This window comes from Exiguobacterium sp. PHA03 (assembly GCF_041945985.1).
In the GTDB taxonomy this organism is placed as follows: domain Bacteria; phylum Bacillota; class Bacilli; order Exiguobacteriales; family Exiguobacteriaceae; genus Exiguobacterium_A.
Genome location: NZ_JAUTYQ010000001.1, coordinates 1 through 16,611 on the forward strand (window position 1 = coordinate 1; position 16,611 = coordinate 16,611).

The window sequence follows — 16,611 nt, forward strand, 5'->3', positions numbered from 1 at the left end:
CGTTCCGCAATAGCTCAGCGGTAGAGCAACCGGCTGTTAACCGGTAGGTCGTAGGTTCAAATCCTACTTGCGGAGCCATTTATTACTTCTTCACCACGTACAATGGAGAGCTGTCCGAGTGGCCGAAGGAGCACGATTGGAAATCGTGTAGGCGTCAAAAGCGTCTCAAGGGTTCGAATCCCTTGCTCTCCGCCATCATCACTTTCAATTCAGAATGGCCCGTTGGTCAAGCGGTTAAGACACCGCCCTTTCACGGCGGTAACACGGGTTCGAATCCCGTACGGGTCACCATTTATAGCGTCGCGGGGTGGAGCAGTCTGGTAGCTCGTTGGGCTCATAACCCAAAGGTCGTCGGTTCAAATCCGGCCCCCGCAATTACATACGGTCCTGTGGTGTAGCGGTTAACATGCCTGCCTGTCACGCAGGAGATCGCGGGTTCGAATCCCGTCAGGACCGCCATTGTTAAGGCTTTGTAGCTCAGTTGGTAGAGCAAAGGACTGAAAATCCTTGTGTCGGCGGTTCGATTCCGTCCAAAGCCACCATCTTTATTAACAACATGATTTTCCCATTTGTGGGGGGGTAGCGAAGTGGCTAAACGCGGCGGACTGTAAATCCGCTCCCTCGGGTTCGGCGGTTCGAATCCGCCCCCCCCCACCACCATAGGGGCATAGTTTAGCGGTAGAACTACGGTCTCCAAAACCGTCAGCGCGGGTTCGATTCCTGCTGCCCCTGTTTACCATGGCGATTGTGGCGAAGTGGTTAACGCACCGGATTGTGATTCCGGCATTCGTGGGTTCAATTCCCATCAGTCGCCCTCTTATTATTGGGCTGTAGCCAAGTGGTAAGGCACTGGATTTTGATTCCAGCACGCGAAGGTTCGATCCCTTCCAGCCCAGCTTTTCAAGCGGAAGTAGTTCAGTGGTAGAATACGACCTTGCCAAGGTCGGGGTCGCGGGTTCGAATCCCGTCTTCCGCTCCAATGAGTGGCGCCATAGCCAAGTGGTAAGGCAGAGGACTGCAACTCCTTTATCGTCAGTTCGATTCTGACTGGCGCCTCCAACTATTTCTCAATTAAATAGTTTTGCAAGAGATTGTGCCGGTGTGGCGGAACTGGTAGACGCGCACGACTCAAAATCGTGTTCCTTTGGAGTGTCGGTTCGATTCCGACCACCGGTATCTTGCGGGTGTAGTTTAATGGTAAAACCTCAGCCTTCCAAGCTGATGACGAGGGTTCGATTCCCTTCACCCGCTTTATACTTTTTACACAATCTGATGTTTCACCTGATCATGCGGGTGTAGTTTAATGGTAAAACCTCAGCCTTCCAAGCTGATGACGAGGGTTCGATTCCCTTCACCCGCTTACCTAAAAAGAGCAATGTGTCGTTTTCGCTGACACCTTGCTCTTTTTGTTTAGGAAGGAATCTTAAGAGGAAAGGAGCGTGTCGTAATGGATGGTGTACAATTGAAATTGGCTTTACAAGAGTACGCAGTTGAGATTGGAATCGATGAGCTGAAGGTGACGACGGCTGACCCTTTTCTTGTCTTAAAACGTCGACTTCAAGCACAACAGGAGAAAGGATTTGCTTCTGGTTTTGAAGAGCCCGATCTCGATCTACGAACGACTCCTTCGTTACTCGTAGAAGATGCGGCTTCGATCATTGCCATTGCGGTCGCGTATCCAAGTACTCTCAAAAATGCACCTCGTGGCAAGGAAGGGGAGCGGCGGGGTATTTTTTGTCGATCGTCCTGGGGACTGGATTACCATCAGGCGTTGCGACAACGTTTGACGTTGCTTGAAGAAAAAATTCAAGAGTTGAGTCCAGGTGCAAGGACGCGCTCGATGGTCGATACAGGAGAACTCGTCGATCGTGCAGTAGCAGAACGAGCAGGTATTGGATTCAGTGGTAAAAATTGCTCGATCATCAGTGAAGAGCACGGATCGTATCTTTATCTCGGTGAATTGATTACTGACCTCGTCTTGCCGCCGGATCAGCCAGTCGAAGAATTATGTGGAACATGCAATAAATGTATCGATGCTTGTCCGACGGATGCGCTAGTTGAACCTGGTGTCATCGACGCTAAACGATGTATCTCGTTTTTAACACAGACGAAAACGTTACTGCCAGAACCGTTTCGGATGGCGCTTGGGAACCGTCTGTATGGGTGTGATACATGTCAGCAAGTATGTCCATATAACCGGAAGAAGAATGCGACACATCATGTTGAACTACAACCGGATCCGGAGCAGGTCAAACCGCTCCTTGTTCCACTCTTATCAATGAGTAACCGTGAGTTCAAGAGTCGTTTCGGAACATTATCCGGAGCATGGCGTGGTAAGAAGCCGATTCAACGTAATGCGATTTGTGCGCTTGTTCATTATCGAGACAAGAGTGCTATTGACGCGCTACGGTTAATGACGGAAACAGATGCCCGCGAAGACATGCGGGCGCTTGCACTCTGGGCAGTCGGTCGGATTGGCGGAATTGATGAGAAGTCGTACATCGAATCCCGTCTTTTAGCGGATACTGCAGTGGATGTTCAGACAGAAGGACAACGGTTAATTGAAGAGTGGGGGGAAGCAGATGCCATTTCAACAGCTCACTTATAAGTTCGGTACATTGCTCGTCGCATGGGAAAAAGAGCAAATCGTGTACCTCGACTTTGGGTTGAATAAAGATCGTGCTCGGACCTATTTAGCAGAAGAGACAGACGAAGGTACATTACCGAAAGCTTGGCGTATGGCGTTTGATCGTTATGCACAAGGCGAGGTACAAGCGCTTGATGCGCTTCCTTGTCAGTTGCGTGTCACACCATTTGCAGAGAAAGTGTTACAAGCTTTGCGAACCGTTCCGTTCGGTCAGACGATCAGTTATGGTGAACTGGCTCGAATGATTGGAAAACCACAGGCAGCACGAGCTGTTGGCGGTGCCTTGAATCGGAATCCGATCGCATTGATTTATCCATGCCACCGTGTCATCGGGGCGACCGGTAAATTGACGGGTTTCGCAAGCGGAATTGCCCATAAAGAAGCGCTTTTAGCGCATGAGATAGGAGAGAATTGAACCATGGCTATTCATGTCGTTATGTATCAACCGGAAATTCCTCAAAATACAGGTAATATTTCGCGAACATGTGCAGCGACGCATTCCGTCCTTCACTTGATCCGACCGCTCGGCTTCTCGACAGACGATAAGCAACTTAAACGTGCGGGTCTTGACTACTGGGAATTTGTCGATGTCCGTTATCATGATTCGTTAGAAGAACTGTGGGAAAAACATCCGGAAGGTATTTTCTACTATATTACGAAATACGGGGAACAGTACCCAAGTCAGATTGACTTATCGGACGTTGAACAGGACTATTTCTTCGTCTTTGGTCGGGAAACAAAAGGATTGCCGCTTGAAGTCATCGATGCAAACGCAGAACGGTGTATCCGTTTACCCCAATCGAATCTCGTTCGTTCACTGAACGTCTCGAACACGGCAGCGATCATCGTCTATGAAGCATTACGTCAGCAAGGATACGCAGGTCTTCTGTAAAGCAAAAGCTCCATCCTAATTCAGGATGGAGCTTTTATGAGTTATTCGTTACCTTCAGGTTTTTTGTTGTAGCCTGCAGTGAAGATTGCTGTCAAAAACGCAAGACTTACGCCGACCATTAAGATAAATGCCATTTTTGTTTCCCCCTTCAGTCTCTTGAACCGATATAATCTATTATAGTATACCTGTAAGTGAAATTGTGTGCTACATATGAATTTTCTATGAATGGAGACTCCACATGCGTACGAACGTTTACCTATTAAGTTATGCCCCACTGATCAGCATCTTGTTATTTAGTACATCCCTTGCGATCGCGACGACGGAACTTGCATTGCATTGGCTCGATCAAGTCGGCGTGTACGATGAACTGCTCCAGCTACTGACGGCACGTGATACGAAGCTCGTCGTTTGGCTTGGTTTTTTGATCGTCTATTTCATGATCTTTAGTTCGCTTAAACTACTATCGGACACGATCAATCAGCTCGGTTTCGCCTTTTTCATCAAAGAACAAGAGGGAACGACACTCGGTATGTTACGTCCGGGCAGTATTCTCCTGCTCGTCGGAGGATGTGTCAGCTTTGCTTTCATGACGTCCTTCTTGCACGTTGGGATCGTATTGCTTGTATCCTTCTTCATCTATTTTATCTTTTACACGGTACAGATTAGTAAAATGACGAGTGCGGCTGGAGCTGTTGGGTTGATCATCTTCTCCTTCTTAGCCTGGGGCGTTCTACTCGCTGGTCTATCATGGGTTGGTCTGACCTTATTCAATTCCTTTGGAGAAGCAATTTTATTTCCGAGTTGACTCAAGGACGTAAAATCGTCGCCCACGTCTGGACCTGTAACGTTGCATTGGCTTCAGCAGGGAAAGGGCGGGGACGGTCAGCTCCTAACCAAATACCCCCGATGTGTTGATTTTTGATACCGACGAACCACATATCCTTATTATCATTCGTTGTTCCTGTTTTTCCTCCGATATAGCGCGCGGAAGGATCGTATCCTTTGCGCCCTGTTCCATACGTCATGACATTTTTTAAACCAGCCCGTAATTCACGGTTCGTCTGACTGGACCAAATCCGTTGTTCCTTTTCCTGCGGTCGTTCGACCGTTCCGTTTCGAAACGTAATACTTTTAATCATCGAAGCCGGTCGATAGAGCCCGTCATTTACGAATACGGTATAGGCATTTGTCAGTTCAAACGGACTAATGCCGTACTGCAAACCGCCCAAAGCGCTCGTGAAGGCATCATCCTTCCGTGTCCACTGACTGAAATGGAACGGACGGATGGACTTCAATCCTTCTTGGAAAGAAACAGCAAAAGCGCGGATCGCTGGTGTGTTATAAGAATAAGCGATCGCATCGGCAATCGTCACTTGTCCAAGGATCCGATTTCCGCTATTTGATGGACAGTATCCATCGATACAGACAGGACTACCGTCTAACGTACTCGACAATCGAGCTTTCGTCTTCTCGAGATAAGGACCATAGACAAGTAAAGGTTTGATGGATGAACCAGGTTGTCGGTACGACTGCACTGCTCGGTTGAACTGACCGGTCAAATTTGATTTGTAGCCGACTAAAGCCGTAACCCCGTGTGTTTGTCCATCAATGCCAACATAGGCTCCCTCAATCGGGTCTGGTAGACGACGAAGAGCTTCTTTAGCTCGTTGTTGCTCGGCTGAGTCGAGATATGTCGAGATGATCGCACCTTGTTGATGTAGATATTCCGAAGCATGCTTCTCACTCCATCCGTGCTGTTGAGCGGTCATCCGGATGGCAGCTTGGACGGTTGCATCGATATAGTCCGGATAAGGAACCCGCGGCTTATAGGATCGAGGTGTCACATGAGAAATAGTAAAATCTTTCGTCAGTACACGATCGCGCACTAATGCTTGAGCGATTCGTTGCTGACGTTTTTTTGTATTTTCAGGAAAACGAAGCGGATCGTAGAGTGACGGATTGTTCGGAATCGCTGTCAAAAAGCTGATTTCAGACCAATTTAACTCGCGCGCTGGCTTATTGAAATATGATTTTGCGGCCAGTTCGATCCCGTAAATATTATTCGCGAAATATGCTTGATTGACATACGCCGTCATTAGTTCTTTTTTAGAATATTTCTGTTCTAAAGAAACAGCGATTAACAACTCTTTTATTTTTCTAGTATATGTTTTTTCGTTTGATAGGTATGTCATTCTTGCTAGTTGTTGTGTGATCGTACTTCCGCCTTGGGATTTAGAATCAGACTGGTTTTTAGTAAATGCACGTAAGATTCCTGTGATGTCATAACCGTCATGTTGATAAAAACGTTGATCTTCGATTGCTACAAACGCTTGCTCGACTTTTTTGGGTAATGTTCGAGGCGTTAAGTCATCCCGTCGCAATCCGTCATAGAGCTCGACCTGTTTGTTTTCATAGGTTACGGTGATTGGTTGGTAGGAGGTCAGTGGATGTCGTGTCGTCTGTTCGTCGGCCCAGAAAAAAAGTGTGCGTGCTGTTTTTAACTCATCTTTAATTGAAAATAAGGAAAACAGAAGCATCATCGTAAGACCAAATAAGACGAGATATCCTGTCGTAATTCGCATGAGAACTCCTTTCAAAAAGCCATTTCATTCCTATTATCGGTCTTTTATGGAGAAATCAATAGATTTTTTTTCGATTTTTGTATTTTAATAAACCTATTTTGCAGGAATGTTATATTAAAAAGAGAAAAGATTGGGTATATAGAAGTATCTGTGGATTTTATAACTCAAATTGTCTGAAAAAAAAGAGCATAAATGGAGGGGACGAAATGGCTAAAAAGAATGTCGTTGCGATGTTACTTGCGGGCGGAGAAGGGAAACGTCTGGGAGCTTTAACGAAACATACTGCAAAACCAGCTGTTGCATTTGGAGGAAAATACCGCATCATTGATTTCCCGCTTTCGAACTGTACGAACTCAGGAATCGATACAGTCGGCGTGTTAACGCAATATGAACCACTTGAATTGAACCGCTATCTCGGAATCGGGAGTGCGTGGGATTTAGATCGACGTAACGGTGGTTTAACGATTCTACCTCCTTACCAAGCTCAAAACGGAAAGAACTGGTATGAAGGAACAGCGAATGCCATTTATCGAAACATGAGTTACATCAACCAATTCGACCCTGACTATGTACTCGTCCTATCAGGCGATCATATTTATAAAATGGATTATGAAAAAATGATCGAGGAGCATCGACTTGGTGGAGCTGACGTGACGATTTCTGTACGTGAAGTCCCATGGGAAGAAGCACCACGATTCGGAATTCTCAATACTGACGATGATCTCCGGATCAATGAATTCGAAGAAAAGCCAGAGAATCCAAAATCGAATCTCGCATCGATGGGAATCTATGTCTTTAACTGGGATGTATTGAAACGTCATTTGATTCAAGATGCAGGGGATGCGGAATCAAGTTTCGACTTCGGTAAGAACATCATTCCGAACATGCTCTTTGAAAATCTGAATATCCGTGCGTATAAATTCAAAGGATACTGGAAAGACGTCGGAACGATTCAATCGCTCTGGGAAGCAAACATGGATTTGTTGACGGCAGAACCAGAATTTGATTTATACGATCCATCTTGGAAAGTCTATTCTGTCAACCCGAACCAACAACCTCAATATATCGGAAACGCTGCAACGGTCGAGTCATCAATCATCAATGAAGGATGCCATATCGAAGGTGAAATTAATCATTCAGTCCTCTTCCATGGTGTAGAAGTAGCGGAAGGATCACTCGTCAAAGACTCAGTCATCTTCCCGAACGTTAAAATCGGACGAGACGTCACGATTCACCGGGCGATTTTAGCAGATGGTGTCATCGTTGAAGATGGTGCGACGATTGGATCTCCGGACGGAGAAGTCTTCGTCATTGAAGCAGACAGCATCGTTAAAAAGAACGAAGTCATCAAAGAAGCAATTCAATAAGGGGGATATTCGAATGAAGGTCGATTTATTAGGCGTCATCAATCTAAGTGGTGAAGAAGGATTTTTCAAAGAACTAACAGAGCATCGTAACTTGGCAGCTGTGCCATTTGCGGGTCGTTATCGATTGATCGATTTTACATTAACGAACATGGTACAAAACGATATCGCGAACATCGGAATTTTTACGCTTGAAAAATATCGTGGGATGATGGATCACCTCGGCTCAGGAAAAGAGTGGGATCTTGACCGTTCAAACGGTGGACTCTACATCTTCCCACCTGCATTATCACAAGATGCGAATGAGTTCCGGGGAGATCTCTCAAACTTCCACCTTCATCGCGATTTCTTCCTGCGCAGTAAGGAGAACTATGTCGTCGTCTCTGGTTCGAACATCTTATCAGCCGTAGATTATCGTGATGTCTTGCGCGAACATAAAGAATCGAATGCGGATATCACAGTCGTTTATACGAAGCGTGAACTGCCTTGCAAATACTGCCGTCCAATTCGCTTTGGCGAGCAGAACCGCGTGACTGCAATCGGATCACGAGGGTTCCAGCCGACTGATGAGACGTTCTACATGGAAACGGTCGTTCTATCGAAGAACCTATTCGTTCGTTTGATTGATGAGGCGATTGCGCGTGGCGAGTACGATTTACTACAAAGCATCATCCGTTCGCAGCTAAATCGCTTGCATGTACATGGTTATGAATATCGTGGTACATCACAAGTCATCCACTCACTTCGTTCATACTACCGTGAGAGCATGCTATTGCTTGAACAGTGGGGAGCAATCAACGACTTCCAGCATGTCTACACGAAAATCAAGCATGAACCGCCGACACGTTATTTGCCAGGTTCAGCGATTAAGAACTCACTCGTCGCAAACGGCTGTAAGTTAGAAGGCACGACGACGGATAGCATCCTGTTCCGTGGTGTTAAAGTCGGAAAGCATGCGCGCGTCAAAAACTCGATCATCATGCAAAAATCGGTCATTGAAGAAGGCGCGGTCGTTGAGTACGCGATTCTCGACAAAGAAGTGACCGTCAAACGCGGTCAAGTCATTCGCGGTACGGCAGAAGAACCAATCGTCATCAAAAAACAAACAATCGTTTAAAGGAGATGTCATTCATGAAGGTATGGTTTGCTGCCACGGAAGCGACACCCTTCATCAAGACAGGGGGGCTAGCTGACGTCGTCGGCTCGCTCCCTTTAGCGCTTGCTGAGGAAGGGGCAGACGTTTCGGTCGTCTTACCCAATTATGGTCAAATCAAGGAACAATACAAATCAGAGATGGAGTTTTTATTCGACTTCATCGTACCAGTTGGCTGGCGACAGCAATTTGGTGCTGTCCTCCGATTAAAACAAGATGGTGTAACGTTCTATTTCATCGATAATGAGTACTATTTCAAACGCGATGGTGTCATTTATGGACATTACGATGATGCGGAACGATTTGCGTATTTTTCACGTGCCGTTCTTGAGATGATTCAACATCTCGATCGGAAAGAAGTACCGGACGTCATCCATTGTCACGATTGGCAAACAGGTGTGATTCCGGCGTTCCTACGAATCCATTATCAGCACCTAGAGCGCTATCAAGATATTAAAACGGTCTTTACGATTCACAATCTACAATATCAAGGTGTTTTCCCGGAGGAAGTACTCGGTGATTTACTTGGATTGAGTCATGAACACTTCACAGCCGATGGTATTGCTCATAACGGTCTCGTCAATTACATGAAGGCAGGACTCGTCCATTCCAATCAAATCACGACAGTCAGTCCATCATATCGTGATGAGATCATGGATCCGTATTACGGTGAGACGCTTGAACCCGTCTTACAACATCGCGCTGTCGACGTACGCGGAATCTTGAATGGAATCGACTATCGTCAATTTGATCCTGCACATGATACGCATCTCGTTGAGACGTATTCGGTCGATACCGTCACGGAAGGAAAGGCGAAGAACAAAGCTGCCTTACAAGAAGAACTAGGTCTCCCCATCAATCCGGATGTACCATTGTTTGGTTTCGTTTCTCGTCTCGTCGACCAAAAGGGGATTGATTTGCTCGCGCATATCTTGCCAGATTTGTTTGAACTCGATGCGCAGTTCATCATCCTTGGATCAGGTGAAGCGGAATATGAAGGGTTGTTCCATCATGCGACATCGATTCGTCCAGACAAAATCGCTTCTTACATCGGGTTCGACGTTGGTCTCGCGCAACGAATCTATGCGGGCAGTGACGCCTTCTTGATGCCTTCGCGTTTTGAACCATGTGGTCTCAGTCAGTTGATTTCCATGAAGTACGGCTGTTTACCAGTCGTCCGGGAAACAGGTGGTCTTCGTGATACGGTCAAGCCATTCAATCAGTTTACGTTAGAAGGAAATGGATTCTCGTTCGCGAATTATAATGCACATGAGTTTTTAGAAGCGATTAAACGTACTATTGAGGTCTATCATGATCGCCCGGTCTTTGAGCACTTGATTGAGACGGCGATGAATGAGGATTTCAGTTGGTTGCGTTCAGCCGACGAATACTTGGCGTTATATCGTTTGATTGCACCGTCCGCCACTTGATCGTATCACTGGGAAAAGGAGTTACGTCATGTTCAAAGATATAGAGAAGTTCAAGGAGAGGTTTACGGAACGATTCGTTTCGATGCATGGCAAGGCAATAACGGAAGCAACAGAAAACGATATCTATCAGACACTTGCTTATCTGGTACGTGAGACGGTCACGACCGATTGGTTAAGGACAAAGGAAACATATACCCATAAAAAAAGTAAGCAAGTCTATTACTTTTCACTCGAGTTTTTGCTCGGACGTTTCTTGCATAACAACCTATTAAGTCTTGACGTCTTAAAGGATGTGGAACGGGGACTGGAAGAACTCGGATATCAGCTCAGTGATCTGACAGAAGAAGAGCCGGAACCAGGACTCGGAAACGGAGGTCTCGGTCGTCTCGCAGCCTGTTTTCTTGATTCCTTGGCTGCGCTTGGTCTACCGGGACATGGGAACGGTATCCGATACCAATATGGTCTGTTTAAGCAAAAAATCATCGATGGCTATCAAGTCGAGCTACCGGATAACTGGCTGAAGAACGGAAACATGTGGGAAATTAGACGTTCTGATAAAGCGGTCGATATTTCATTCGGTGGACATGTGTGGCTCGAAGAAGTCGGTGATGGGTATCGCGTCCATCATGAACCGACTGAAATCGTCCGTGCTGTTCCGTACGATATGCCGATCGTTGGCTATCAAAACAAGGTTGTCAATAACCTGCGACTCTGGAGTGCTGAGTCTCCACTTGATGATGATGAATTACTTAGTCAATACCGTGGGAACTATAAAGATTTACTGGCACATAAACAATCGATTCAGACGATTTCAGAGTTCTTGTATCCGGATGATACGACGTACGAAGGAAAAGAACTCCGTCTGAAGCAACAATATTTCTTCGTCTCTGCAGGATTACGGAGTATCTTGACGTCCTTTAAAAAACGAAACCATTCATTGAAGCAACTCGGGAATCATATTGCCATTCATATCAATGATACGCATCCGGTCGTCGCGATTCCGGAATTGATGCGGATTCTTGTTGATGAAGAAAGGTTTGGATGGGAAGAAGCATGGCGGATCACGAAGAGTGTCATGTCGTTTACGAACCACACGTTATTATCAGAAGCACTCGAACGTTGGCCGGTTGATTTGTTCCGTCGCTTGTTGCCACGCATCTATCTCATCATCGAGGAAATCAACCGACGCTTCTGTAAAGATGTGCTGGCGAACTATCCACACATGGAAGCACATATGCGAGATATCGCCATTATCGCGGACGATCGGATCAACATGGCGAATCTGGCTGTCGTCGGCACGCATTCAACGAACGGTGTCGCTCAGATTCATACTGAGATTCTGAAGCAGCGCGAGATGCGACTATTTTATGAGATGTTTCCGCTTCGATTTAATAATAAGACGAACGGGATTACACATCGTCGCTGGCTTCTCTCATCGAACCCAGCACTGGCAAACCGTGTGACAGAAGCGATCGGGGATGGTTGGATTCAGCATCCGTCCGATTTGCAAAAATTGACGAAATGGGCAGAGGATTCAGCACTGCAGAAGGACATCGCCGAGATCAAGCTTCAGCGTAAGGAAGAATTAGCGTTGCTCATTGAAAAGGAAACAGGTATCGTCGTTGATCCAAACTCGATTTTTGATGTTCAAGTCAAGCGATTGCATGCGTACAAACGTCAACTCTTAAATGCGTTACACATTCATTCGCTCTATTATCGTCTGAAGGAAGACCGTTCCTTTACGATGACACCGCGGACATTCATCTTTGGTGCAAAGGCAGCGCCAGGCTATCATTATGCAAAAGAAGTCATTCGTTATATCAATGCGTTAGCTCGCTTAATTAATCAGGATCCAGAGGTCAGCCCATACTTGAAAGTCGTCTTCCTAGAAAACTATCGTGTATCGCTTGCTGAAAAGATTTTCCCGGCAAGTGATGTCAGTGAGCAGATTTCGACTGCCAGCTATGAAGCCTCTGGAACCGGCAATATGAAGTTCATGATGAATGGCGCTTTGACGATTGGAACGCTCGACGGAGCGAACATCGAAATTCGAGATGAAGTTGGGGATGCGAACATCTTCATCTTCGGCTTAACGCCGCAGGAAGTCATGAATTATAAGCAATACGGCGGTTATAGTGCGTATGATCAATACAGTGCCCAACCCGAGTTGCGACGAATCATCGATAGTCTCGTCGACGGGACATTATTTGCTCCGGGTGAATTCCAAGCAATTTACGATTCATTATTGACGTATAATGATGAGTATCTGATCCTGAAAGACTTCATGTCGTATCAACAAGCGCAGGAACGTATCGATCGGATGTATCAGCAACCGGAAGGATGGTATAAACGTGTCATTCTTAATATTGCTCGGTCAGGTGTGTTCTCAAGTGATCGAACGATTAAAGAGTATGCGAATGCGATCTGGAACATCAAACCAATTCAACTCTAAACAAAAAAACACTGACAGATATTTCTGTCAGCGTCTGATGTTTACGAACGGGAGACGTCTTCACCGCGGCTGACCCAATCACTATAAGAGCCGGCGTAGAGCCGGACATCGATTTTCCCGAGTGAGTGGAGAGCGATGACATTGACGCACGCTGTCACACCGCTTCCACAGTAGAGGATAGGTGCCGTGACCGGCAGGATGTCGGCGTATAGTTCTTTCAAATCTTCCGCGTCTCGTAAACGACCATCTGGTGAGAGTGCTTGTTCAAAGTAACAATTTACGGCACCCGGAATGTGTCCGGCGACATGATCGAGTGGTTCGATTTCTCCGCGATACCGATCGGGCGCTCGGGAATCGATGACCAGCGTTTCTGTCAGCTGATCCTTTAGCTCTTCGAACGAGACGAGCATCTCGTCTTGGAAACGCGGCGTGTACTGAGAGGGTTCATAAGTAAAAGTCTCGTCTGTAACCGGAAGATCGAACGCTAGGTAAGAGGAGAATCCGCCCTCGAGAACGACGACACGCTCATGTCCGATCCATTTAAATAACCACCATGCACGAGCGGCATATGGAAAACCATCGTCATACAAAACGACGAAGTCTTCCGGGGTCACACCATGCTGTTCCAGTGTGTGTTGCCACGCTTCTTTTGAAGGAAGCGGATGCCTACCGCCGACCTCATCGATTGGACCAGAAAGGTCAGTCGTTAAATCCAGGTGCTGTGCACCTTCGACGTGTTGTTCTAAGAAAGCATTTCGTCCATATTCAGGTTGTTGTAAGTCATAGCGGCAGTCAAACCAGCGAATCTGATCCGTACGGACGAGCTGTTGAAGGTCTGCCATTTGAATCGTAGGAAACATGCCTCATCACCTTACCCTTTCTAGTGTTAATCATATGAAAGGTATCGCATCATCGCAAGTCTTACCCTCATTCAAAAAGGAGTCGATTTACTATGTCATGGAAAGAAACCTATCAAAAATGGGATCAGTTCGCTGATCTTGACAGTACATTAAAAGAAGAACTCGTCACGCTAGCAGCGGATGAAAAAGCAGCTGAAGAAGCATTCTATAAAGAACTCGAGTTTGGAACAGGTGGTATGCGCGGGGAGATCGGTGTCGGAACGAACCGGATGAATGTGTATACGGTTCGAAAAGCATCACAAGGGTTCGCAGCATTCATTAAGGCATCAGGAGAAGAAGCGGCAGCAAAAGGAATCGTCATCGCACACGATTCACGCCATTTCTCACCAGAATTTGCGCTGGAGGCGGCACGGACGCTCGCAAGTAACGGCATCAAAGCGTATCTGTTCGACGGTCTACGTCCGACACCAGAACTTTCGTTTGCGGTTCGGTCTTTACAAGCAGCGGGCGGGATCGTCATTACGGCGAGTCATAACCCACCAGAATACAACGGATATAAAGTGTACGGAGACGACGGTGGACAACTTCCACCAAAAGAAGCGGATGAACTCGTATCGTACGTCAGTCAAATCGAAGACGAGCTGTCGATTGAACTTGAGCAAGAAGAAGTCCTTCGTGCGAACGGTTTAATCGTCCGTGTCGGCGAAGAACTTGACGAAGCGTATCAAGAAAAATTACAGACGATTCGTGTCTTACCTTCAATCCAATCGGAATTAGCCGATCCACTAAAAATCGTTTTCACTCCACTTCACGGAACAGGTCTTGTACCGGTAACAGAAGGCTTGAAACGTTACGGTTTCGAACACGTGACAGTCGTCAAGGAGCAAGCAGAGCCAGACGGTGCATTCCCGACCGTGACGTCACCGAACCCGGAAGAACATGCTGCCTTTAAACTGGCGATCGAATACGGAGATCGTACAGATGCCGATATCTTGATTGCGACGGATCCCGATGCTGACCGCGTCGGAGTAGCAACACGTGATGCAGACGGAGAATGGACAGTCTTGACAGGGAATCAGACGGGGGCATTGTTGCTTGACTACATCCTTTCACAAAAAGCGGCGCAGGGGACACTACCAGAGAACGGATTTGTCGCGAAGACAATCGTTACTTCAGAACTAGGTGCGTTGATTGCACGTCATTATGATCTCCATGTCGAGAACACGTTGACAGGCTTTAAGTTCATCGGGGAAAAAATCAAACAATACAATGCATCGGGTCAATATGAGTATCTCTTCGGCTATGAAGAGAGCTATGGATATCTCATCGGGGACTTCTGCCGCGACAAGGATGCCGTCCAAGCGTGCTTGTTAGCTGCTGAGATGGCTGCGTATCACAAAAAAGAAGGACGGACGCTCTATGAGGCATTACAGTCGATTTACGAGCAGTTCGGGTACTTTGAAGAGTCACTCCGCTCTCTGACGCTCAAAGGGAAGGATGGCGTGGCACAGATTGCTCGTATCATGGATACGTTCCGTGAGAATCCACCAAAACAAGTGGCTGGAGAACAGGTCGTCTTGTTCGAGGATTATGATGCGAGCATCGCTCACGATCTGAAGACACATCAACCCTCACCGATCAATCTGCCAAAATCCAATGTCTTGAAGTTCACGCTCAGTGATGGATCGTGGTTCTGCCTTCGTCCATCGGGCACGGAACCAAAAATTAAGTTCTATTTCAGCGTCACGTCACCAGATGCTGCTGAGACGACACGAAAACGTCAGCAAATCGAAGATGAAGTCATGCAGGAAGTCGAGCAAATTCAATAAGTCCTAAACAGGATTCCGTCGATGACGGAATCCTGTTTTTTTGTCTTAGAGCATTGAAAATTGAAATTCGTGCAACCGTTACCATTTTGAGGTACAGTAAACGAGATAGAGTTCATACGATAGAGGAGTGGAAGAAACATGGAACGGATTCAGCTAACAGAAGATTTATCATTCTCACGGATCATTCATGGTCTGTGGCGATTGAATGAATGGGAAATGACGAAGGAAGAGCGTCTTGAATTGATTGAAGCATGCCTTGCTTTAGGAATTACGACGTTTGATCACGCAGATATCTATGGCGATTATACGAATGAACGCTTATTCGGGGAAGCTCTTGCCTTAAAACCGGAATTACGTGACCGGATGGAGATCGTCACGAAGACGGGCATCAAGATGAAAGGGAATCATTTCTCGGATCAGTCATTATCGTTCTATGATACGACGAAAGAGCATATTATCAAACAGGTCAATCGTTCCCTGCAAGAACTCGGTGTCGAGTACGTCGATACGTTGTTGATTCACCGTCCAGATCCATTGATGGATCCGAACGAGATTGCAGAAGCGTTCGTTGAGCTGAAGGACGCGGGTAAGGTACGGACATTCGGTCTATCGAACCATACACCTGCACAACAGAGTCTTATACAATCACGCTTACCGTTCATGCTCGTGACGAACCAACTCGAGTTATCGGTTTCGGAACTGAAACATTTCGAGGATGGATCCGTCGATCTGTGTCATGAAAATGAGATGCCATTGATGGCATGGAGTCCGCTTGCGGGCGGTCGTCTCTTTAAGGACGAGCGATACGCACCGTTACGTGAAAAATTAGCTGAGATCGCTGAAAAGATCGGGGCAAAAGAAATCGACGAAGTCGCATATGCATGGTTACTTAAACATCCAGCACGTATCATGCCGATCGTTGGTTCTGGTAAGATTGAACGCATCGAATCTGCTGTTCGTTCGACGAATCTGTCGTTGACGCGCGAGCAATGGTTTGAGATTTTGAAGGCATCACGAGGTCGTGATGTCGATTAATCTAGACTGTGAGATAGAAATAAACGCATAAAATATTTTCTGTTTAAGAAATGCAGCGAGAGGATCGACCAGTACACGATCTGGAAACGATCCTCTCTTTTATGAATAGAGTAACAGTAAACAAAAAAAGTCCCATCTCAAGGGGGAGGAGAGATGGGAGATCTATGAGGTTAAGCTTCTAAGCGAAGCATCTCCTGACGATATTTATCTAAACGATCTTTACTTGCTGACATGCCAGCTTGGTCATTGGCTTGAATCGCATCGAAGAGCGTACTGAGCTCATAATCGATTTCGAGACGTAGCACTGGAATTCGCTGCTCTGCATCTTGTCTACGGAAAGCTTCAATTACTTGTTTCATCTCGGCCA

13 protein-coding genes and 15 tRNA genes are annotated in these 16,611 nt (G+C 46.5%); 25 read left to right on the forward strand and 3 right to left on the reverse strand.

Translation table 11 applies throughout. The annotated features are described in order from the left end of the window. The first annotated feature begins 3 nt into the window (after window positions 1-3). From Q7C19_RS00005 to Q7C19_RS00095, 19 genes are all read left to right on the forward strand, one after another. Window positions 4-78, forward strand: a tRNA-Asn gene (locus Q7C19_RS00005). Window positions 79-104: 26 nt separating this feature from the next. Beyond that, window positions 105-195 (forward strand) — tRNA-Ser (locus Q7C19_RS00010). A 21-nt stretch (window positions 196-216) separates the two neighbouring features. Next, a tRNA-Glu gene (locus Q7C19_RS00015) sits at window positions 217-291 on the forward strand. 10 nt (window positions 292-301) lie between these two features. After that, window positions 302-375: transfer RNA gene (locus tag Q7C19_RS00020), tRNA-Met, on the forward strand. 8 nt (window positions 376-383) lie between these two features. Beyond that, a tRNA-Asp gene (locus Q7C19_RS00025) sits at window positions 384-459 on the forward strand. Between the two features lie 7 nt (window positions 460-466). Then, window positions 467-542: transfer RNA gene (locus Q7C19_RS00030), tRNA-Phe, on the forward strand. 31 nt (window positions 543-573) lie between these two features. Further along, window positions 574-657 (forward strand) — tRNA-Tyr (locus Q7C19_RS00035). Between the two features lie 4 nt (window positions 658-661). Beyond that, window positions 662-732 (forward strand) — tRNA-Trp (locus tag Q7C19_RS00040). A 9-nt stretch (window positions 733-741) separates the two neighbouring features. Next, a tRNA-His gene (locus tag Q7C19_RS00045) sits at window positions 742-814 on the forward strand. Window positions 815-824: 10 nt separating this feature from the next. Then, window positions 825-896: transfer RNA gene (locus tag Q7C19_RS00050), tRNA-Gln, on the forward strand. Between the two features lie 8 nt (window positions 897-904). After that, window positions 905-979, forward strand: a tRNA-Gly gene (locus Q7C19_RS00055). A gap of 6 nt (window positions 980-985) precedes the next feature. After that, window positions 986-1,059, forward strand: a tRNA-Cys gene (locus Q7C19_RS00060). 36 nt (window positions 1,060-1,095) lie between these two features. Further along, window positions 1,096-1,176, forward strand: a tRNA-Leu gene (locus Q7C19_RS00065). 4 nt (window positions 1,177-1,180) lie between these two features. Beyond that, a tRNA-Gly gene (locus Q7C19_RS00070) sits at window positions 1,181-1,251 on the forward strand. 38 nt (window positions 1,252-1,289) lie between these two features. Next, window positions 1,290-1,360 (forward strand) — tRNA-Gly (locus tag Q7C19_RS00075). An 87-nt stretch (window positions 1,361-1,447) separates the two neighbouring features. Continuing rightward, complete coding sequence (gene queG / locus Q7C19_RS00080) at window positions 1,448-2,608, forward strand: tRNA epoxyqueuosine(34) reductase QueG (protein ID WP_035409457.1); 1,161 nt, start codon at window positions 1,448-1,450, stop codon at window positions 2,606-2,608. Then, complete coding sequence (locus Q7C19_RS00085) at window positions 2,583-3,062, forward strand: methylated-DNA--[protein]-cysteine S-methyltransferase (RefSeq protein ID WP_035409455.1); 480 nt, start codon at window positions 2,583-2,585, stop codon at window positions 3,060-3,062. Before queG ends, Q7C19_RS00085 begins: the two co-directional genes overlap by 26 nt. 3 nt (window positions 3,063-3,065) lie before the next feature. After that, entirely contained in the window at window positions 3,066-3,539 is a 474-nt protein-coding gene (gene trmL / locus Q7C19_RS00090; RefSeq protein WP_023467320.1) for a tRNA (uridine(34)/cytosine(34)/5-carboxymethylaminomethyluridine(34)-2'-O)-methyltransferase TrmL, read from the forward strand. A gap of 238 nt (window positions 3,540-3,777) precedes the next feature. After that, a complete protein-coding gene (locus Q7C19_RS00095; protein WP_035409453.1) occupies window positions 3,778-4,344 on the forward strand; it encodes a DUF5366 family protein in 567 nt (188 codons plus the stop codon). Between the two features lies 1 nt (window position 4,345). On the opposite strand, the gene Q7C19_RS00100 is transcribed toward Q7C19_RS00095, so the two are convergent. Beyond that, a complete protein-coding gene (locus tag Q7C19_RS00100) occupies window positions 4,346-6,121 on the reverse strand; it encodes a transglycosylase domain-containing protein (protein ID WP_375091390.1) in 1,776 nt (591 codons plus the stop codon). 206 nt (window positions 6,122-6,327) lie between these two features. Between Q7C19_RS00100 and Q7C19_RS00105 the strand changes: the two genes are divergently transcribed. The 4 genes from Q7C19_RS00105 to Q7C19_RS00120 are packed head-to-tail and all read left to right on the forward strand — an operon-like array spanning window position 6,328 to window position 12,520. Continuing rightward, a complete protein-coding gene (locus tag Q7C19_RS00105; protein ID WP_290748557.1) occupies window positions 6,328-7,488 on the forward strand; it encodes a glucose-1-phosphate adenylyltransferase in 1,161 nt (386 codons plus the stop codon). Between the two features lie 13 nt (window positions 7,489-7,501). Beyond that, window positions 7,502-8,602 (forward strand): glucose-1-phosphate adenylyltransferase subunit GlgD, encoded by a 1,101-nt coding sequence (gene glgD, locus Q7C19_RS00110; protein WP_035409446.1) that lies wholly within the window; start codon window positions 7,502-7,504, stop codon window positions 8,600-8,602. Window positions 8,603-8,616: 14 nt separating this feature from the next. Then, window positions 8,617-10,068: a glycogen synthase GlgA gene (gene glgA, locus Q7C19_RS00115; RefSeq protein WP_029340919.1), complete on the forward strand. Its 1,452-nt coding sequence runs from the start codon at window positions 8,617-8,619 to the stop codon at window positions 10,066-10,068. A 28-nt stretch (window positions 10,069-10,096) separates the two neighbouring features. Then, window positions 10,097-12,520, forward strand: coding sequence for a glycogen/starch/alpha-glucan phosphorylase (locus Q7C19_RS00120; RefSeq protein ID WP_375091391.1), 2,424 nt, complete (start codon window positions 10,097-10,099; stop codon window positions 12,518-12,520). 41 nt (window positions 12,521-12,561) lie between these two features. Here Q7C19_RS00120 and Q7C19_RS00125 read toward each other — a convergent pair whose 3' ends face one another. Further along, window positions 12,562-13,380 (reverse strand): sulfurtransferase, encoded by an 819-nt coding sequence (locus tag Q7C19_RS00125; RefSeq protein WP_375091392.1) that lies wholly within the window; start codon window positions 13,378-13,380, stop codon window positions 12,562-12,564. 92 nt (window positions 13,381-13,472) lie between these two features. Here Q7C19_RS00125 and Q7C19_RS00130 point away from each other — a divergent pair, with 92 nt between their 5' ends. Together Q7C19_RS00130 and Q7C19_RS00135 are read left to right on the forward strand one after the other, a co-directional pair. Next, window positions 13,473-15,209 carry a phospho-sugar mutase gene (locus Q7C19_RS00130; RefSeq protein WP_375091393.1) on the forward strand — a complete coding sequence of 579 codons (1,737 nt, stop codon included), beginning with the start codon at window positions 13,473-13,475 and terminating at the stop codon, window positions 15,207-15,209. Window positions 15,210-15,347: 138 nt separating this feature from the next. Next, a complete protein-coding gene (locus Q7C19_RS00135) occupies window positions 15,348-16,244 on the forward strand; it encodes an aldo/keto reductase (RefSeq protein WP_056059936.1) in 897 nt (298 codons plus the stop codon). 170 nt (window positions 16,245-16,414) lie between these two features. On the opposite strand, the gene Q7C19_RS00140 is transcribed toward Q7C19_RS00135, so the two are convergent. Beyond that, entirely contained in the window at window positions 16,415-16,603 is a 189-nt protein-coding gene (locus tag Q7C19_RS00140; RefSeq protein WP_035409434.1) for a hypothetical protein, read from the reverse strand. Between the last annotated feature and the right edge of the window lie 8 nt (window positions 16,604-16,611).